Origin of the sequence: Nonlabens sp. Asnod3-H03, from assembly GCF_045063665.1 — a bacterium.
GTDB classification, from domain to species: Bacteria; Bacteroidota; Bacteroidia; order Flavobacteriales; family Flavobacteriaceae; genus Nonlabens; species Nonlabens ulvanivorans.
On sequence record NZ_JBEFOD010000008.1, the window covers coordinates 884,408 to 902,622 of the forward strand.

Annotated in this window: 20 protein-coding genes; 6 read left to right on the plus strand and 14 right to left on the minus strand. The window is 34.4% G+C overall.

The window, feature by feature from the left end:
- Positions 1-218 precede the first annotated feature (218 nt).
- Together ACJJVI_RS07210 and ACJJVI_RS07215 are read left to right on the plus strand one after the other, a co-directional pair.
- Positions 219-1,157 carry an NAD-dependent epimerase/dehydratase family protein gene (locus tag ACJJVI_RS07210; RefSeq protein WP_036582678.1) on the plus strand — a complete coding sequence of 313 codons (939 nt, stop codon included), beginning with the start codon at positions 219-221 and terminating at the stop codon, positions 1,155-1,157.
- Positions 1,158-1,210: 53 nt separating this feature from the next.
- Positions 1,211-1,642, plus strand: coding sequence for a TerB family tellurite resistance protein (locus ACJJVI_RS07215; RefSeq protein WP_042245605.1), 432 nt, complete (start codon positions 1,211-1,213; stop codon positions 1,640-1,642).
- Between the two features lie 7 nt (positions 1,643-1,649).
- On the opposite strand, the gene ACJJVI_RS07220 is transcribed toward ACJJVI_RS07215, so the two are convergent.
- Genes ACJJVI_RS07220 through fbp form a run of 5 tightly spaced genes read right to left on the minus strand, consistent with a single transcriptional unit; the run spans position 1,650 to position 5,907 of the window.
- A complete protein-coding gene (locus ACJJVI_RS07220; protein WP_405351211.1) occupies positions 1,650-3,179 on the minus strand; it encodes a response regulator in 1,530 nt (509 codons plus the stop codon).
- A complete protein-coding gene (locus ACJJVI_RS07225; RefSeq protein WP_405351213.1) occupies positions 3,179-3,685 on the minus strand; it encodes a Rab family GTPase in 507 nt (168 codons plus the stop codon). Before ACJJVI_RS07225 ends, ACJJVI_RS07220 begins: the two co-directional genes overlap by 1 nt.
- Positions 3,660-4,487: a hypothetical protein gene (locus ACJJVI_RS07230; RefSeq protein ID WP_042269508.1), complete on the minus strand. Its 828-nt coding sequence runs from the start codon at positions 4,485-4,487 to the stop codon at positions 3,660-3,662. The genes ACJJVI_RS07225 and ACJJVI_RS07230 overlap by 26 nt, the downstream gene beginning before the upstream one ends.
- Before the next feature lie 15 nt (positions 4,488-4,502).
- Positions 4,503-4,856 carry a fructose 1,6-bisphosphatase gene (locus tag ACJJVI_RS07235; protein WP_036582664.1) on the minus strand — a complete coding sequence of 118 codons (354 nt, stop codon included), beginning with the start codon at positions 4,854-4,856 and terminating at the stop codon, positions 4,503-4,505.
- 40 nt (positions 4,857-4,896) lie between these two features.
- Positions 4,897-5,907, minus strand: a complete 1,011-nt coding sequence (gene fbp / locus ACJJVI_RS07240) for a class 1 fructose-bisphosphatase (protein ID WP_042296112.1) — start codon at positions 5,905-5,907, stop codon at positions 4,897-4,899.
- Between the two features lie 118 nt (positions 5,908-6,025).
- Here fbp and ACJJVI_RS07245 point away from each other — a divergent pair, with 118 nt between their 5' ends.
- From ACJJVI_RS07245 to ACJJVI_RS07260, 4 genes are read left to right on the plus strand one after another with little or no spacing between them, the layout of a single operon-like run.
- Positions 6,026-6,511 (plus strand): GNAT family N-acetyltransferase, encoded by a 486-nt coding sequence (locus ACJJVI_RS07245; protein ID WP_036582657.1) that lies wholly within the window; start codon positions 6,026-6,028, stop codon positions 6,509-6,511.
- Complete coding sequence (locus ACJJVI_RS07250; protein ID WP_405351216.1) at positions 6,498-7,778, plus strand: aspartate kinase; 1,281 nt, start codon at positions 6,498-6,500, stop codon at positions 7,776-7,778. Before ACJJVI_RS07245 ends, ACJJVI_RS07250 begins: the two co-directional genes overlap by 14 nt.
- Positions 7,779-7,833: 55 nt before the next feature.
- Positions 7,834-9,654: a lysophospholipid acyltransferase family protein gene (locus ACJJVI_RS07255; RefSeq protein WP_042296107.1), complete on the plus strand. Its 1,821-nt coding sequence runs from the start codon at positions 7,834-7,836 to the stop codon at positions 9,652-9,654.
- A gap of 1 nt (position 9,655) precedes the next feature.
- A complete protein-coding gene (locus ACJJVI_RS07260; protein WP_193741916.1) occupies positions 9,656-10,711 on the plus strand; it encodes a carboxypeptidase-like regulatory domain-containing protein in 1,056 nt (351 codons plus the stop codon).
- Here the strand turns inward: ACJJVI_RS07260 and ACJJVI_RS07265 are convergent.
- The 9 genes from ACJJVI_RS07265 to ACJJVI_RS07305 all read right to left on the minus strand — a co-directional run bounded on the left by ACJJVI_RS07265 (position 10,708) and on the right by ACJJVI_RS07305 (position 18,205).
- A complete protein-coding gene (locus tag ACJJVI_RS07265; protein ID WP_405351218.1) occupies positions 10,708-11,187 on the minus strand; it encodes a hypothetical protein in 480 nt (159 codons plus the stop codon). The two genes, ACJJVI_RS07260 and ACJJVI_RS07265, sit on opposite strands and share 4 nt — an antisense overlap.
- A gap of 132 nt (positions 11,188-11,319) precedes the next feature.
- Positions 11,320-11,694, minus strand: coding sequence for an NINE protein (locus ACJJVI_RS07270; protein ID WP_405351220.1), 375 nt, complete (start codon positions 11,692-11,694; stop codon positions 11,320-11,322).
- 31 nt (positions 11,695-11,725) lie between these two features.
- Positions 11,726-12,115, minus strand: coding sequence for a VOC family protein (locus ACJJVI_RS07275; RefSeq protein ID WP_405351222.1), 390 nt, complete (start codon positions 12,113-12,115; stop codon positions 11,726-11,728).
- Entirely contained in the window at positions 12,112-13,050 is a 939-nt protein-coding gene (locus ACJJVI_RS07280) for a 2-hydroxyacid dehydrogenase (RefSeq protein WP_042269515.1), read from the minus strand. Before ACJJVI_RS07280 ends, ACJJVI_RS07275 begins: the two co-directional genes overlap by 4 nt.
- Before the next feature lie 96 nt (positions 13,051-13,146).
- Positions 13,147-13,623, minus strand: a complete 477-nt coding sequence (locus tag ACJJVI_RS07285) for a hypothetical protein (RefSeq protein ID WP_036582638.1) — start codon at positions 13,621-13,623, stop codon at positions 13,147-13,149.
- 42 nt (positions 13,624-13,665) lie between these two features.
- Complete coding sequence (mgtE, locus tag ACJJVI_RS07290) at positions 13,666-15,015, minus strand: magnesium transporter (RefSeq protein ID WP_042245628.1); 1,350 nt, start codon at positions 15,013-15,015, stop codon at positions 13,666-13,668.
- Between the two features lie 176 nt (positions 15,016-15,191).
- On the minus strand, positions 15,192-16,034 hold the full coding sequence (gene rsmA, locus ACJJVI_RS07295; protein WP_405351225.1) for a 16S rRNA (adenine(1518)-N(6)/adenine(1519)-N(6))-dimethyltransferase RsmA: 843 nt from the start codon (positions 16,032-16,034) through the stop codon (positions 15,192-15,194).
- Between the two features lie 40 nt (positions 16,035-16,074).
- Entirely contained in the window at positions 16,075-16,404 is a 330-nt protein-coding gene (locus ACJJVI_RS07300) for a DUF4286 family protein (protein WP_036585209.1), read from the minus strand.
- Positions 16,405-16,414: 10 nt separating this feature from the next.
- A complete protein-coding gene (locus tag ACJJVI_RS07305) occupies positions 16,415-18,205 on the minus strand; it encodes a tetratricopeptide repeat protein (protein ID WP_405351226.1) in 1,791 nt (596 codons plus the stop codon).
- Positions 18,206-18,215: the final 10 nt, after the last annotated feature.

An 18,215-nucleotide genomic window follows, 5' to 3' on the forward strand; every position in this document is an offset into this window, starting at 1 on the left:
GTTTTTAATGTTAAGACAAATGTAAGTTCAATTAATTAGTATAAAAACTAATAATAACTAAATAATAGTTAATAAAAAATAAGAATTCTTAATTATGTTAACTAATTATTACTCTTACGCTTTCGCGAAAGCGAGATGTGAAAATGTTAATTATTACAAGTAAATTTTAAGATTTTGAGAATAGAGAGTTGGTATCTTTACCATTCTTAAAATTAATTATGGCGACTAAAATACTGATTATAGGTGCCTGTGGGCAGATAGGCACAGAGCTTACAATTCGATTACGTGAGATTTATGGAAATGATAACGTGATTGCTGGAGACATAAGAGAAGGAAGTGAAGAATTAATGCAATCTGGTCCTTTTGAAATAGTTGATGCTATGAATAGGACTTCTATTGAAGATGTGTGTTTGCATTATGAGATAAATGAAGTGTATTTGATGGCTGCCATGTTAAGTGCTACTGCAGAGAAGTATCCTAAAAAGGCATGGAATTTAAACATGGATTCCCTTTTTCATATACTTAATATAGCAAAGGAAGGTAAGATTGATAAAATTTTCTGGCCTTCAAGTATTGCTGTTTTTGGACCTACAACACCTAAGGAGAATACGCCACAACAAACCGTTATGGAGCCTAGTACAGTATATGGAATTTCAAAACAAACGGGTGAACGCTGGTGTGAATATTATTATAATAAATATGGTGTTGATGTGCGCTCCATAAGATATCCTGGATTAATATCTTGGAAAACATTGCCTGGTGGTGGAACAACAGATTATGCTGTTGAGATATTTCATGAAGCCCTTAAGAATAATCACTATGATTGTTTTTTAAAAGAAGATACTAGCTTGCCCATGATGTTTATGGAAGATGCAATTAAAGCAACTGTATCTATTATGCAGACTAAATCAGAAAATATTAAGCAACGCAGTTCTTATAACCTTGCTGGAATGACATTTACGCCTGCAGAGATTGCTAGTGAAATTACTAAGCACTTGCCTGATTTTACAGTGACTTATCAACCAGATTTTAGGCAGTCTATTGCTGATAGCTGGCCTGGATCAATAGATGATAGTGTGGCTCGAGAGGACTGGTCATGGAGCCATGATTATGACCTAGAGAAAATGGTTAAAGAAATGCTAGATAACCTTAAATAAGTCTCTTATACACTTACTGTGTTTATTATATTTGCGGTATTAAATTAATAGATATGTCATTCTCAAGTTTATTTGAATCTGGTGAAAGTGCCAGAAATAAAAGTCATTTTGCTACTATAGTAAGTATTGCGCAGTCGCATGAAAATGTGAGCGCTCAAGAAACGGTAGTTTTAGAGCGTTTAAAGTCTAAACTGGATATATCTGATTCGGATTATGCGGCGATACTTAAAAACCCATCTGCATATCCAGTAACGCCTCCAACAGACAGTGAGGAACGCATCCAGTGGTTGCACGATTTATTTAAAATAGTTTTTGCTGATCATGCGATGGATGAAAACGAGCATAAACTGTTGAGAAGATATGCTACCGCTATCGGTTACAATGATGAAGATGCTAAATATCTAGTAGATAGATCAGTCGAGATTTTCTCTGGTCATTTAAATCTAGAAGATTACAGATACTTATTGAATAAGAATCGTAAGTAATACTTCTTTACTTAAACTTTTTAAGATTAAGCCTTTTATAAATGGTGTTTAACAACTCATCATCTGTATAAGGCTTTTTTACTACATCTTTAAATCCAGCCTTGCGGTATTCTACTAATTCTGGGGCAGATGTTTTTGTTGTTACAGCAATGATCGGTATTTTCTTGTTATGATCATTTGCAAATTCTTTTATCAGACTAATCAGTTCTAAGGCGTCGACTTGTGATATTGATGAAGACATTAGTATAAGGTCGTAATCATCTTTATCAACTGCTTCTAGTAAATCTTTAGGGTCAGTAAAAACACGATTGTCAAAGTTACCTGTACTTACCAATATCTTTAAAGCTGTCATTTGTGTGACGCTATTATCTTCGGCAATGATAGTTCTTACTTTATCTGTAAGGTGTATTTTACTGTTTTTAGTTGTTTCTTCAGTTTTCTCTATAATTTCTTTATCGTGTATAGGGAATACTAATTTAAGATTTGCAACTTGCAAGGTTCCACCTGTTTCTAGTGGTTTTATGAGAATCTCGCCGTCCATTAATTGCGCTAGTTCTCTTGCAATTGAGAAGCTTAAGCTGGTTGTTTTTTCTATGTCCCCATTATCAAGATTAGTGTACGTCTCGATTTCTTGATCACCTAAGAAATCGGGTATTAAACCGTCATTGTTAATGACCTCTATTCTAAGACTAACTTTATTTGCTCTTCTTTGATTTTCTTTAATATTGATTTCAATACTATCTCCTTTGTTATGCCTTAATGCATTGTCTAAGAAGTTAGTAATGATTTGTTCAAAACGTCTCCTGTCACCAATAATAGTCTTAGGGACAGATTCATCTATTTTTAGATTGATACTAAGATCCTTTGTGGTAGAAGTTGTAGAGTAGTTTAAATGAACATTTTTAAGAAGTTTTCTTAAGGAAAAAGGTTCGCTTTCTAAAGATAAAGAGCTGTTTTTTAGTATGGATAAATCAATAATGTCATTTAGGATGTCTCTTAACTTGTCACTTTGATCTTTTATAGCTCCTACTAGCATTTCTTGATCTAAGTTAAGCTCTGTCTTAAGCAGCATTGATGAAAATGAACTTACCAAAGTTAGTGGATTGCGCAGTTCGTGAGAAAAGTTTCCAATGAACCTGTTTTTAAACTCTTCTTGTTCTTTTAATATCTGGTTTTTAAGTTCCAGTGTTTCCTGAAATATAATAGACTCATTGCGTTTTTGAGCAATTAGTTGTACTCTATTATAGAAATCAGTTCCTTCTCTAAAAATGATGACAGCGGTATCATCATCATTTTTTATAAAATCTATATCAAAAACGCGATCATTTAGATGAACACACTCTAGTTTGATATGATCGCTTTTTTCTAAGAAATAAGTATCTATTCCTTCAAAAAATGGATGAAAACTTTTTATCGAAGAGTCTTTCTTTAGCTCAAAAAGTTGCTGGTCAGTTGTGAGGATGGTCCCTTGTTTATCAATAGAGATAAACTGCAAATCTTTTGTGCTGTAGTCACGTTGTAGTTCATGCATCGCCATTAGGATAAAATTTTAGCAATTTTTTCAAATAAGCGCTGAACATTGTTTCCTTCTTTTGCGCTTACTAGCATATCTAGAAATTCAAGTTCCTCCTTTTTCTCGGATATACTTCCTTTAGGTAAAAGGTCAGATTTGTTACCAATACTTAAAATAGGGACTTTATTGAAGTTATCCTTTAGATATTGAGTTTGTGATTCAATATTTTGATATGTTACCGGGCGCGTCACATCACACACAAATATGAATCCGTGTGTTCCCAGTAAATACGCTTTTCTAATTTCTTCAATGTCATCTGTACCTTCTGTATCCCATAGAATTAAGTTAACTTCTTTATCGTTAACATGAACAGTTTTCTTAAGAATATGAACGCCTATAGTTACTTTGTAGTCTGCAGAGAATATATCTTCTACAAAACGCCTTATAAGTGAAGTTTTCCCAACTCCAAAATGTCCTACGATGACGATTTTTTTTGATATCATATTATTGGTTACTGAATTTAAGAGCACTATACCTGGTTAATAGTAATTCTTCTAGTGCTTCTCTTGAATCTAATAGATTCTTTTTATTGATTTCTTGTGAGACTTCAAGGTTAAAGTTTTCAAGTTCATTTTCTAGAGTCTCTGTAAATGTACCACTTACGGCAGTTGCAATATAATACTTATGAAAATTATGTAAGTGTATTTCGTATAAATCGTACTCGATAGACTGTAAATCATGGTTGGACTGCTTGAAAGCGTCTTCTACAAAGCCTTTAATTGCCGTTAACATGCCACTAATCATGTCCTCATCTACTGTTTCCTTTAAGTGAAAACTACCTATTAATATACCAGAACCTTTCTCGATGATAAATACTTGTTCAACTTTTGCGTTTCCTAAGTCGCTAATTATAATTTCATTTTCACTAACTCCTGTAAAAATTGACTTGAACTTGCGTTTAACACCTTGCATTGAAAAAGTGTCTTTAGCTGTTTTGTTTACCTGTTCAGACAGTACTTTTATCTCTTGAGAGATGTACTTTTTCACCATCTTACCTAAAATAGGATAGAGCGCTTCAACAACTTCATCTTTTGAATTTTCAATTTGAATTTTCAATGACTCAGTAATTGCTGGCCCTAAGTTTTGAGGAATGTTTTTTGTGAAATCGTCTAACTGTTCCTTTATGATAGGAGAAACTTTTTCAGATAGCCTATGGCGTTCTCTTAAAATTTCTTCTAGAACATTGATTTTGTGAGTAATACTTTCTGCGTATTCTCTATCATCCGTAAGTAAGATCGTCTTCAATAACGCCAGCTTTTCATCTTCTGTCATGGCGGTATTGTGTTATTAAGCTTTGATTTTTTTACCTAACTCTATAAGAGCTTCGCCTAGCATGTCTCTACTAGTTTTTTCATCTTCTATTGTGTCTAGTCTATCTTCCAACTTGTTCTCTAAATCAGTGATACGAATATTTAAATCTGTAGAAAGACTGTCAATGCTTTTGCTAAGCTCATCACGTGTATCGTCTATAAAGCTTTGTAATTCTTGCTTTTTCTTCAGCAAGTCCGCTTTTAGTTCATCAAACTCCGTATTATACTGTTGGATGTTTTCTCCAAAAATGAGGTTCTTTATGGCCTCTATTTTTGAGTTGCTATCTACACCTTCAGTTGCAGCATTTTGGGTTTTAGATATTTTACTCATTTTCATTTCTCATTTGAGAAGTAAAAATACTAGAAAAATATTACTTATCGTGCTTTTGGATGAATTCCTCTAGTTTGGCAACCATGTTTTTACTTCCACAGAAGAAAGGTACTCTTTGGTGAAGCTCTGTTGGCTTTAAGTCCATGATACGTGTATGGCCATCACTGGCGGTACCACCGGCTTGTTCGGCAATAAAGGCCATTGGGTTACATTCGTATAAAAGGCGCAGTTTACCATTTGGCGATTTTGCGCTTTGTGGATACATGTAAATACCACCTTTAATCATATTTCTATGAATATCAGAGACTAAACTACCTATATAACGACTAGTGTAAGGTCTATTATCTTCATCCTGTTGACAATATTTAATATAATCCTTTACACCTTGTGGGAAATGATTGTAATTACCTTCGTTAACACTATAAATGTTTCCGTCTTCAGAAAATCTCATGTTAGGATGTGATAAATAATAAGTTCCTAATGCTGGATTCAAGGTAAATCCATTCACACCATGGCCAGTTGTGTAAACTAGCATTGTTGAAGTACCGTAAACAATATATCCTGCAGCGACTTGTAAATTACCAGGCTGTAAAAAGTCTTCTAACTGTACTGGAGTACCGACAGGTGTTACACGTCTATAAATGGAGAAAATAGTCCCTACAGATACGTTAACATCTATATTTGAACTACCATCTAAAGGATCCATTAAAACTACATACTTGTTACTATGATTCTCTTTATGACCTTCTATGGTAATAAAGTCATCATTTTCTTCACTAGCTATACCACATACAATCTCGCGATTAGTAAGTGTTCTTATAAAGGTGTCATTTGCAAGAACATCTAATTTTTGTTGATCTTCACCTTGAGTATTAATCTCACCAGCGCTACCGGTAATATCTACAAGTCCAGCTTTGTTAACCTCATGATTAACCATTTTTGCAGCTAGTCTTATAGAGTTGATGAGTCTAGAGAGTTCGCCACTAGAATATTGAAATTCAGATTGATTTTCAATAATAAATTCTCCTAAGGTTTGATTTTTACGTGCCATGTTGGTTTGAGGTGTGTTGCAAATATCCTAAAATATTCTTCATACATATAACGATGTAGTAAGATAGTTTTAAGAATTTGTGTCTAACTCTATTATATATTTACTTAATTTTAAGATTATGATACAGATAAAAGAAGCTAGTATAAATGATTACCCTAGAGTATTAGAGCTTATTCAAGAGTTAGCCACTTTTGAAAAAGAACCTGATGCGGTAGAGATAACCGTTGACGATTTAATAAAAAACGGTAGTGGCGATCATCCACTTTTTAAATGTTTTGTATGCTTTTATAATGATAAGATTGAAGGAATTGCACTTTGTTATCCTAGATTTTCAACTTGGAAAGGGAAGACAATTCATCTGGAAGATCTCATCGTGACCCAAAAATTAAGAGGGAAAGGTTTAGGAAAAGCTTTATATAATCAGGTGATGAAATATGCATTTGAGGAAAAAGTACGTCGAGTAGAATGGGTCGTGCTGGATTGGAATGAAGGAGCAATAGAATTTTATAAAAATACAGGAGCAACAATTTTAGAGGATTGGCATCTTGCACAAATGGACGAGGAATCGCTTCATAATTATGTATTAAGAAATGAAGATATTTAAATTTGGTGGTGCGTCAGTAAAAGACGCCGCTGGTGTGCGCAATGTTGTACAAGTAGTTCAAACGATGGGCTATGATGGCCTAGGGATTGTTGTTTCTGCAATGGGTAAAACGACTAATGCTTTAGAGGATATTATTAATTGTTATCAAAATAATGATCAAGCATACTTGACTCTTATTGACGAATTATTTGCTAAACATCTAGAAATTGTATCTGATCTAGAAACTAATGGCGCTGGTGAGGATGTTTTGATACGCTTTCGCGAAAGCGAACTTAAAAAAAACCTTAAAGCAACCATAGAATCTTTGAAAGGTACCATGTTGCGTAATCAAAGTAAAAATCACGCGTTTATTTATGATCAAGTGGTAAGTCATGGAGAATTACTTTCTACTAAAATTGTAGCAAGTTATTTTAATGCAAATGAGATTCCCGTAGATTGGATGGATGCACGTCAATTGATCAAGACTGATCAAAAGTATAGAGATGCTGCTGTAGACTGGAAAAAAACTGAGAAATTAATTATAAATAACTGTAAAGGAAAACTATTTTTAACACAAGGTTTTATAGGGTCTGATGATAATGGTTTTACCACAACCTTAGGTAGAGAAGGTAGTGATTATACTGCGGCTATTCTAGCTTACGCTCTTGACGCTAGCCACGTAACCATTTGGAAGGATGTGCCTGGTGTATTAAATGGCGATCCACGTGTGTTTGAAAACACAGTTCTTTTAGAGCAAATTTCATATCGCGAGGCCATAGAATTAGCATTTTATGGAGCTAGTGTTATACACCCAAAAACCCTACAACCGCTTCAAGGTAAGCAAATTGAGTTGAGAGTAAATTCTTTTCTTGATCCACAATCGCAAGGGACCGTTATTAAAGATGGAGATGCTTTGAAGCCTATGACACCTTGTTATATTGTGCGCAAGAATCTTGTTTTTTTAGAAATATCTGCACGTGATTTTAGTTTTATTGGAGAACATAATATCAGCGACATTTTTCATCAATTAAGTGAGAGTAAAATGGAGGTAGGATTGTTACAGAACTCTGCTATAAGTTTTACGATATGTGTAGAAGATAAGTATGGTAAACTATCTGAATTATTAGACGACCTAGAGGCTAGGTATAAAGTAAATGCGGTAAGTGATGTATCGCTTTACACTATTAGACACCATAGTGATAATGCAATTGAATCTATAGAAAATGGAAAAGAGGTGCTTTTAAGACAGCGTACTCAAGAAACTTTACAGCTAGTCGTTAAAGGATAGAGTTGAGCACTTATCAATTATACTATATTTGTAGTTCTACTATCTAAATTAAAGAATGGGTCTGGTAACAGCAAAAGAGGTCGCAAAAGCGATTCATATAGATAAATATGGTTTCCTTGGTACTCTTGGTGGCTGGTCACTTATGAAATTATTGCGCATTTCCACGCTCAATAAACTTTATAACAGACATAAGCATTTAAAAGATGTAGAGTTTCTATCAGCTCTACTCGAGGATTTACAAATAGAGTTTGAAATACCTGAGGAAGACTTAAGACGTATTCCTAAGACAGGTGCTTTTATAACGATATCTAATCATCCTCTGGGAGGAATTGATGGTATCTTGTTGATGAAATTATTGCTGGATAAAAGACCAGACTATAAGATTATAGCAAATTTTTTATTGCATCGTATAGAGCCTTTAAAGCCATTTATAATGCCGGTAAACCCATTTGAGGATCGTAAAGATGTAAAGTCTTCTACGGCTGGTTTTATGCAGGCGATTAGACACCTTAAATCTGATATGCCTTTAGGTATTTTTCCTGCAGGAGAAGTGTCTACATACAAGGATGGTAAATTAGTGGTAGATAAACCATGGGAAGAAGCTGCAATGAAATTAATTCAACGTGCTGAGGTGCCTGTGATCCCGATATATTTTCATGCAAAAAATAGCAGGTTATTTTATAGACTAGCAAAAATATCTGATACTTTCAGAACGGCAAAACTGCCTTCAGAAACCTTAACGCAAAAACGCCGTGTTATAAAGGTGCGTATCGGTAATGCTATCTCTGTAAAAGATCAAAAAGAGCACGAGAATCTAACTGGTTTTACTGATTTTTTGAGGCGTAAAACTTATATGCTTTCTAAGGCATATGATAAAGAGTCTACTAAACTAAAGGATATACCTAAAACAATAAAGCTTCCTAAAAGCCCTAAAAAGATCATAAAGCAGGTTGATCCTGCAAAAATGATAAAAGAAGTCGACCAGTTAAGAAGAGAAGATAAACGTCTTTTACAATCTAAAAATTATGAAGTATTTCTAGCAAAAAGCGATAAAATGCCTCATGTAATGACTGAGATAGGTAGACTGCGTGAAATTACATTTAGAAAAATAGGTGAAGGAACTAATAAGGCGATAGATTTAGATCACTACGATAATTATTATCATCAAATGTTTTTATGGGATAGTGAGGCAAAAGCGATAGCTGGTGCATATCGTATGGGAATGGGTAGTGAGATATATGAGGCTCGTGGTATTGAAGGTTTTTATCTTAACGAGCTGTTTAAATTTGAACCTGAGTTATATAAAATGATGAATCAGTCTATAGAAATGGGACGTGCGTTTATCATACCAGAGTATCAACTTAAACCGATGCCTTTATTTCTTTTATGGAAAGGTATTGTTCACTGTACTTTGCGTTTTCCAGAGCATAAATATTTAATAGGTGGTGTAAGTATAAGTAATAAGTTTTCAAATTTCTCAAAATCATTAATGATCGAGTTTATGAAAAGCAATTACTATGATCCATACATTGCACAATACATCACGCCTAAGCAAGAGTTTAAAGTAAAGCTAGAAGATGCTGATAAGGATTTTATTTTTGATGAGTCTGAGGCTGACTTAAATAAATTTGATAGGTTAATAGATGAATTAGAACCTAACGAGCTGCGTTTACCAGTTCTCATTAAAAAGTATGTCAAACAAAACGCAAAAGTAATAGCGTTTAATGTTGATCCATTATTCAATAATGCGATTGATGGTCTAATGTACATACGTATTGCAGACTTGCCTGAAAGTACTGTAAAACCAGTTATGGAAGAATTTCAAGCCGAGATGGAGGCGCGATATTTCAGAGATAATGAAGACAGCGAAGAATAATATGAGATTATTCTTTCTGGTAATATCCATATTCTTTTTTCACCATTATTGCAATGCGCAAGTTCTTAAAGGAAAGGTCGTTGATTCCTTAACACAAGAGGCAGTTAGCGGTGTATCCGTCTATATCGATGGAACTTCAAAGGGTGTTATTACCGATTTAGATGGTAACTTCAAATTTAATTATCCTGATAATGTAAAATCAGCATTAGTGATTAGAATGATGGGATATAAAACCATTAGATTTTCTAATCCGCTAGAAGCTGATTTGAGCAGAGTAGCTCTTGCTCAAAAAGCAGATGAGTTAGATCCAGTGATGATTAATCCAGATCCATGGTCGCGTAAAAAGAAAGAACAATATTTTAAAAAATACTTTCTAGGTACCTCAACCATAGCTGCTGACTGTAAGATACTTAATCTAGATGACGTGAAAATGCGTTTTAATCCAGTAACAGGTTTAATGACAGCTCGGTGCAATAAGCCCATTATGGTTAGAAATAAGCATTTAGGCTATTTAATTAGTTATGACTTGATAGATTTTGAACTACAGTTCGAGAAAAGAGTTTTGAGAGCAGGACCTGGTATTGTTTTGCCTAATGATGTTCCCATCTTAGAAAGTTTTCATCTTAAAGAGGCCTATTATTTAGGGTCTTCATTTTTTCAAGAACTAAGTGATAAACCATCACGACGTAGAAAGTATTTAAGTAGAAGGAATGACTTATATAAAGTAAGTGAGTTGAGGTTTTTTAGAGCCTTAGCTTCGGATCAATTACAGGATAAAGGATATGTGCTTTTTTATGATAAATTTGCAGTAAGTGTTGAAAACCATATACGAGTAAAGCAATTTGAAACTTACTCCGTCGTTGGGTTTAGGCATGATAAATATCCAATTATGGATTCTAAAAATAATAGAACAGATATATATCTGACAGGTGAGCAAATTATAGTTGATCAACACGGTAACAATCTGTCAGGTAAGGCTATAAAATTTAATGGTTTTATGGCAGAATTGAGAGTAGGTGGAATGTTACCTCTAGATTTTAAACTTCAAGAAGATTAATCTTGTTTTTTCTTCTTTTTATTAAGTCTTTTTTTGACCTTTTTGATTGCTTTTGTTTTTTCTATCTTTTTTAATTCAGATTCGATGAACTCTTCACAATAAGCTTGGATTTTTTTTCTAGCTTTTGCAAACGTGTCTTCATTACCGTCATTAAGCTCACTTATATTTGCAATAGGAAAGTCAATAATGCTAGCCTTTTCAGCAATTGTTTTAGGAATACGACTTGCTAAGTCATCTCCAATCGTAATGATGTAATCAAAAGTAATTTTCTGATAGTCATTAATATGATTTGAAGAGTAGTCTGACACATCAATTCCTACCACATCCATGCTGTCTATTACATTGGTGTGAATAGATTGAGGCTCTAGTCCAGCACTATAAATTTGAGCACGCTCATTGGTGAAATAATCCATAAATCCATGTGCCATTTGACCAGCAGTGGCGTTAGATATAGAAAGAACTAGTATATGAAGCATTGAGGATTCACTAGATTAGTAATAAGTACTAGGTTAATGTTAAGCCAAAGTTAAGACGACTATTTATGTTACACAATAAATAATTTAAACCTTAACATTAAACTTGTTAATGTGTTGTTTTACAAATAATTACTAAAACCAAGGTTTTTTGTTGAGTTGATAGGTTTGATAAAATTCTTCTTCAGATTTTGTTAGATAAATAATTCCTTCTATGATCCCTATGATGCCAGCGCCACCACAAGTTAAAACACCTGCGATAAGAAGTATAATACCTTCTTTATTATAGCCTAGAACAAATTTATGAATCCCTAAGTAACCGAAGAATATGCCTAATACTCCAGCAAGTATTCTTTTATTGTTAATGTCTTTAGTAAAATTATCATATTCTCTCTTGAAATCATCTGCAGCATTTGAAGCAGCTTCTTTTGCCTCTTCAAAACTTTCTTTGGCAGCCTCTTTTGCACTGTTAAAACTATCTTTTGTACTATCGTATCCATGATCGCTCATACTTTTTTAATTTAAAGGTATTAAGAATGTTCTATTTTTCAAATAACTCTTCATTAGCAGGTTCCCAAAGTTCAACTTTACGACCATCTATATCTATAATCCAGCCAAATTTCCCGTAATCAAATTCTTCTATTTCTCCAGCGATTTCAACTCTAGCATCCTTTAACTGTTCTATTAATTTTACAAGATCATCCACCCGATAATTAATCATAAATTCTTGGTTACCTGGGTTGAAATAAGTACTGTCTTTCTTAAAAGGACTCCATTGTTGAGAAGCTTTTTCTTCTGTAGGTCCTGTCCAGAAGGTACAGCCGTAATCATCTACCGGAAGACCTAGGTGTTCTTGATACCATGCTTTAGTGGCAGCAACATCTTCACATTTGAAAAAAACGCCTCCTATACCTGTTACTTTTGCCTTCATAATCCGTGGTTTTTAATGATTTTACTAGCAATCACATGTGCTAGTTTATATTTAGATTCAATGGTCCAACCTGCTACGTGCGGACTTAATAAAACATTGTCCATCTTCAATAGTTTTTTAAAGGGTAAAGGCATTTCCTTATCAAATAAGGATGTAAACGAGCTTTTTTCATATTCTAGAACGTCTAATCCAGCACCTTTTATTTTTCCTGACTCTAATGCTTCAACTAGGTCTGCCGTGATAACAGATTTACCTCTAGCCGTGTTGATAAGATAAAATGCTTTTTTAAATCCAGCTATAAACTCTTTATTAACCATACCTTTGGTTAAGGTAGTTTGTGGTGTGTGTAGGCTTAACACATCTGCCTGAGATTGTAATTCTTTTAAAGACACTTGCGTGGCGTTCTTATCTTCTAATCCATTTTTAAGATCATAAAAAAGGACTTTACAATCAAAACCGGAAAGCTTTCTAGCAAAAGACTTTCCCATATTACCATAACCTATCAGTCCTACTGTTTTCCCTTCTAGTTCTAATCCACGGTTTTCTTCTCGCAGCCATATACCATTTCGCACTTCTTGATCTGCTCTATTCAGGTGATTAAATAGAGATAACAGCATTCCTAATGCATGTTCACCTACCGCATTACGATTACCTTCAGGTGCATTGTAGCATGCGATATGAAGCTTTTGGGCGACATCTAAATCTATGTTTTCTAATCCAGCACCTACGCGACCTATAAATTTAAGTTTTTGTGCGGCTTTTAAAAACTCTTGATCAATAGGGAATCTACTGCGCACAATGAGACCATCATAATCACTGATAACTTTTATTATATTTTCTTTTGAAGATGTGTAGTCGTAGTGATTAGTATAACCAGCATCTTCTAGCATGGAGGCTAGAATATCATGATTAGAATCTAGGTGCAGTACTTTCATAGTTTAAAAATACGATTTATAAATATGGATTAATGTAGGGTATAGGATGGAATAACGTACGTAAATTAAGTAGGGACTATTAATAAGTTGATTTTATTAATAATCAATCATGTTCAATTCTTGTTCAAAATCATATTGTAAATCCTCATGTAGAGTGCTTATACGCACTTTAATGAGAACAATTTGTCTAGTGCAAATATCTCTCAACACTTTACTTTGTGAGTAATAGGGTTGAAAGTCTTGAAGTAATTTACAAAAATGAATGAGTATAGCAACTTCGGTCTCCTTATTACCAGAGTACCGTATAAATTTTTTTGCGTCTTTTAATACCTTACGTATTCCTTTTTTTGCGTAGTAAATATTGCGTGTGTTAACAGATAGAAATTGCTTATCTAGATTTGCTTTTACACTATCTACATAATCATCTTCATGATGCGCTTCAAACAGTAAATAAGTGAGCAGTTCTTTATTTTCTTTTTTGAAACGAGATAAACGCAGGACGATTTCCATGAGCTCTTTTTCGTCCTTGTATTTAAGTTCGTCTTTGAGTTCTTTAACGCTGGCCGTTTTCATGTAGTTGTTTGATGTTATATACGCTTTCGCGAAAGCGTAATTCTAAATACCTATGATAGCCTTTGCAATCAAAAAGTATATCAATATACCAAATATATCATTACTGGTTGTAATAAATGGACCAGTTGCAAGTGCTGGGTCAATACCTCTTTTATGTAAAGCTAGAGGCACAAAAGTACCTACTAATCCTGCCACAATGATTACCGCAAATAGAGAAGTAGAGATGGCTAAAGAGGTTAAGAATTCACGCTCTGCAAAGAAGGTGTAAGCAAATAATAGAATAGCCAAAATCACACCATTAAGCATCGCTAGTAATATTTCTTTTAATAGTCGGTTTCCTATACTACCTTTTAAATCATCATTTGCAATACCTTGTACAATAATCGCACTGGATTGTACACCTACATTACCTGCCATCGCAGCAATAAGCGGTGTGAATAAGAATAATACAGCATATTCTTTAATCAGATGCTCAAAACCACCCATAATGGCTGCAGCACCTATTCCACCTACTAGGCCTAGGACTAGCCAAGGTAATCGTGCTTTAGTTAAATCCCAGATGCTGTCGTTTGCCTCAACGTCTTGAGAAATACCACTGGCAAGTTGGTAATCTTTCTCTGCTTCTTCTGTAATAAAATCTACTATGTCATCGATGGTCACACGACCTACTAATCGGTCTAATTCATCTACAACAGGTATGGCTTCTAGATCATACTTACGCATGATACGAGAAACTTCTTCTCCAGACGTTTTAACGGTTACATAATCAACCTTAGGTTTACACACATCTTTAATAGGTGTGTTTGCTGGACTGGTTAATAAATCTTTAAGGGATAAGCGGCCTTTTAATTTATCGTTATTATCCACTACATAAATGGAGTGTACTCTTGTAACATTTTCTGCTTGAGCACGCATTTCACTCACACAACCAGTAACGGTCCAGTTCTCGTTTACCTTAACGAGCTCTTTGGCCATTAATCCACCAGCACTATTTTCTTCATAACGTAGAAGGTCTACGATATCTTCAGCATGTTGTTCATCTATAAGCTCTGAAATGACTTCTTGAGCAATGTTATCAGGAAGCTCGTTGAGAATGTCAGCCGCATCATCAGTATCCATTTCCTCAAGCTCGTCTGCAATTTCTTTAGGAGATAATGCATTAAGAACGCGATCACGCTGGTCTTCATCCAGTTCCATTAAAGCTTCACTCGTCTTTTCAGAATCGAGTAGTTTAACGATGTAAACCGCTTGTTCAAGATTGAGCTCGTCTATAATCTCTGCAACATCAGCAAAGTGTAATTCTTCTAGAATGTGTTCTAGTTGCGCACTATTATCGCTCTCAATAAGCGTGCATATTTCTTCTAGAAAATCTTTGGTAATATTAAACTGCATGATTTATGGACTTGCTGCAAATATAAAGGTTATAGATTTTGAAAGCGAACTTGAAGTAGTTCTGACACTGCACATTGTTTCTAACAATTCAACTTTTATAGTTCTATCGTTATTAGCCAGTTTATGTTTCCATAAACAAATTAATGATGTCTTAGATGTAAACTCAATAAGAAATCTTACAACTTTTCAATTTGTGTAGCTAACTCAACAAAGGCATCTACACTTATTTGCTCTGGACGCAAACTGAAGATGTCTTTCTCACGCATCTCATCAGGTAAGTTCATTGTTTTTAATGAGTTTCTCAAGGTTTTACGACGTTGCTGGAAAGCGAGTTTTACAACCTGTCTTAAAATAGAGTAGGAGCAAGTGAGGTTATCATAATTATCTCTACGTTTTAAAAATAGCACACCACTATCTACTCGTGGTGGTGGATCAAAAACTTCTGGTCCTACGGTAAATACATAATCTGCTTCATAATAAGCTTGTGCAAGAACAGATAATATTCCATAGGTTTTTGAGCCATGAGGTGCACAAATGCGCTGGGCAACTTCTTTTTGAAACATACCGCCAAATTCAGGAATTTGCTCACGGTTTTCTATGGTTTTAAAAACAATTTGCGTGCTTATGTTATAAGGGAAATTTCCAATTATCGCAAAAGATTGATCACCATAGATTTCTTTCAAATCTTTCTTTAAGAAATCTGCTTCTATGACTTGAAATGTTTGGTCATTCACAATCTTTACATGTTCAAGAGGGAAACTGTGCTTAAGATAAATCACCGATTCACTATCTAATTCTAGTGCCGTCACCTTCATGTTTTTGCGTATCACATGTTTAGTAAGCACACCAGTTCCAGGTCCTATTTCCAGAATTTGGTCATAGCCATCATAGCTTAATACCTCTGCAATTCGTAATGCTACATCTTCATCTTTAAGAAAGTGTTGTCCTAGATGTTTTTTTGCGGTAACGCCTTTATCGCTTCCTTTATGAGATGATTTATGTTTGTTGTATTTGGCCAATTGCTAGTATTTATTATCAGTATTAGATGTAATATTAAACCTAATTTAGATTAGTGTGCACTGTATATTCATCGAGTACATCTAATTCTGTTCGGAAGGATAAAACATTATTACCCCATTTATCTAATCCGGCTTTACGCAATGCTTCGGCATGATTTGAGTAATATGTTTCTAAAGTTTCTCTACTAATTGCTTTGTATTGAATCGAGAAAGTGCTAGCGCCATCTTGCTCTTCTACCAGGACGCGTGTTAATTTTGCATCTTTAAAAAGTCCAGTTCCTAAAACGTGTGCAATATGTTCACGTATCCATTCTAACCATTCCTCTTCTAAATGACTTGCCATGTTGCAAGTCACATTATATATTACCATAATTATTTTTTTAAAAAGCAGTGAGGTTTTCATCACCTCTTAAACGTCTGTATCGTCTGCGAGCATCTACAAAGTGTATGCTGTCTGCATAGTCATAAATAATACGTTCATATAACGCTTGTGCTTTATTAGGATTGTCAAATTTCTCTTCATAAAGCAATGCTAGTTTATAAAAAGCATCATCTGCTAGAATACCGTCTGCAAAGTTGTCGATAATTGTTTGATAGTTGTTTTTGGCAGCTTCTAGATTGCCTTCAATTTCATATAACTTGGCTTGATTGAGCAATGCTTCATCTTCTATGGGATCGCCTTTATGATTTTGTAACAATTGATCATAAAGCGATATAGCTTCTGATCGTTTATTTTGATATTGTTTTAAATCTGCTTTTGCGAAAGCCTTTAAGGCAATATAAGTAGTGTCCTCGAGACTGTGATCGCTAATAGTAAGGCTTAGTTCCATAGCGTCGTTTGCGATAAGTTTTGATGTAGCACTGCGCAATACTTTTAATTGTGTCAGGCTCCATGGAAAGTCGCCCTGATAATAACTAGTGCGTGCTACTCTATATTGAGCTTCTTGTGCAAGCTCATCGTTAGGTAAGTCAGTCTGAACCTGACTATATAAAATTAACGCGCGATTGAACTGCTCTTGTAATACAAGAATATCTGCGAGCAACATTTTTACTTCAGCCTTTTGAAACTTGCTTAGTCTTTTGTTTTCAAGTTCTGTTAATATGGTTACAGCTGTTTCAGGTTCGCTAGCTTTAAAGGTTAAAAAGTCTGCATAATCTAATTGTAACATAAAGGTCTGACCATCGCGACCATATTTAGTTAGTAGTTGCTCATAATTAGATTTTACGGTCACATAATCACTTGCTATAGCATTGTCTGCCTTAATTTTTGCCAGTAAACTTTCAGCGATATAACGAGTAGAACTAACTTGCGATTCTAGTACTAAATATTCGAGAATCTCTTTGGCGGCATCTAAATCTTTTTCTTCAATCGCGGTAACGGCTAGCTCTTGAAGTTCTACCGTACTTTCTTTAGTACGCACATAAATAGCCTTTTCTTGAAGGAATGCTTTCTTAAAATCTTTTTGCTGAATAAATAGCCAACTTAAGAGCTGATTATAGATTGGGTTTTGCTTTTCGCGTAAGCGTAATAATAAGGATTTCCTCAAAAGCCTATTGCCTTCATTATCAGGATCATCTGTGATGTATCTGAAAAATATAGCTTGAGCACGACCACGATATGACACATTACTTTCAATTAAATCTATATACTGATCAAACATTTTTTCAAGGTTTCCTTGTTGTCCATATAGATTTGCTAATTGAATTTTAAAATTAGCATTAGGATTTGCTGTCATACCTTTTTCATAAGCTATAATAGCTTCATCTAGTAAATTGCGACGCTCAAAACGATTTGCGATTTGATAGGTGTAATTAGGTAAGGAATCAATGATTGCAATAGCCTCATTGTAATAGGGTGCAGCTAGTGAATCTTTACCTTGAAGCGTTAAATTATAGCCACGTTCAATAGTGAGACTTTTATTATTGCGCATGAATTTTTCTGCATCATTAATTAATGAGTCTACCTGCTGGTATTGCTCTAATTGCTGATGAATGTCAATGACTTTATATAAGTTATTGATATTGCGCTTATTTTCTTCATAGATTTTGTTATAAATCTTGAGCGCTTTACCGTATTCTCCTTGGTCCATATAATTCTCTGCCAATCTCGGGTTTTGTGCAAAACCAAAGCTGCTATACAACAGTATGAAGAGAATTAATAAATGACGCATAGGTCTAATA

Bases quoted from the DNA above. Each gene is read 5' to 3' on its own strand.
- ACJJVI_RS07270 (WP_405351220.1), bottom strand. From the start codon at position 11,694: ATGAGCGATCATGGATACGATAGTACAAAAGATAGTTTTAACAGTGCA.
- ACJJVI_RS07285 (WP_036582638.1), bottom strand. From the start codon at position 13,623: ATGAAAACGGCCAGCGTTAAAGAACTCAAAGACGAACTTAAATACAAG.
- ACJJVI_RS07300 (WP_036585209.1), bottom strand. From the start codon at position 16,404: ATGGTAATATATAATGTGACTTGCAACATGGCAAGTCATTTAGAAGAG.
- ACJJVI_RS07260 (WP_193741916.1), top strand. From the start codon at position 9,656: ATGAGATTATTCTTTCTGGTAATATCCATATTCTTTTTTCACCATTAT.
- ACJJVI_RS07215 (WP_042245605.1), top strand. From the start codon at position 1,211: ATGTCATTCTCAAGTTTATTTGAATCTGGTGAAAGTGCCAGAAATAAA.
- ACJJVI_RS07235 (WP_036582664.1), bottom strand. From the start codon at position 4,856: ATGAGTAAAATATCTAAAACCCAAAATGCTGCAACTGAAGGTGTAGAT.
- ACJJVI_RS07230 (WP_042269508.1), bottom strand. From the start codon at position 4,487: ATGACAGAAGATGAAAAGCTGGCGTTATTGAAGACGATCTTACTTACG.
- ACJJVI_RS07305 (WP_405351226.1), bottom strand. From the start codon at position 18,205: ATGCGTCATTTATTAATTCTCTTCATACTGTTGTATAGCAGCTTTGGT.
- ACJJVI_RS07245 (WP_036582657.1), top strand. From the start codon at position 6,026: ATGATACAGATAAAAGAAGCTAGTATAAATGATTACCCTAGAGTATTA.
- fbp (WP_042296112.1), bottom strand. From the start codon at position 5,907: ATGGCACGTAAAAATCAAACCTTAGGAGAATTTATTATTGAAAATCAA.
- ACJJVI_RS07250 (WP_405351216.1), top strand. From the start codon at position 6,498: ATGAAGATATTTAAATTTGGTGGTGCGTCAGTAAAAGACGCCGCTGGT.
- ACJJVI_RS07255 (WP_042296107.1), top strand. From the start codon at position 7,834: ATGGGTCTGGTAACAGCAAAAGAGGTCGCAAAAGCGATTCATATAGAT.
- ACJJVI_RS07220 (WP_405351211.1), bottom strand. From the start codon at position 3,179: ATGGCGATGCATGAACTACAACGTGACTACAGCACAAAAGATTTGCAG.
- ACJJVI_RS07265 (WP_405351218.1), bottom strand. From the start codon at position 11,187: ATGCTTCATATACTAGTTCTTTCTATATCTAACGCCACTGCTGGTCAA.
- mgtE (WP_042245628.1), bottom strand. From the start codon at position 15,015: ATGCAGTTTAATATTACCAAAGATTTTCTAGAAGAAATATGCACGCTT.
- ACJJVI_RS07210 (WP_036582678.1), top strand. From the start codon at position 219: ATGGCGACTAAAATACTGATTATAGGTGCCTGTGGGCAGATAGGCACA.
- ACJJVI_RS07280 (WP_042269515.1), bottom strand. From the start codon at position 13,050: ATGAAAGTACTGCACCTAGATTCTAATCATGATATTCTAGCCTCCATG.
- ACJJVI_RS07275 (WP_405351222.1), bottom strand. From the start codon at position 12,115: ATGAAGGCAAAAGTAACAGGTATAGGAGGCGTTTTTTTCAAATGTGAA.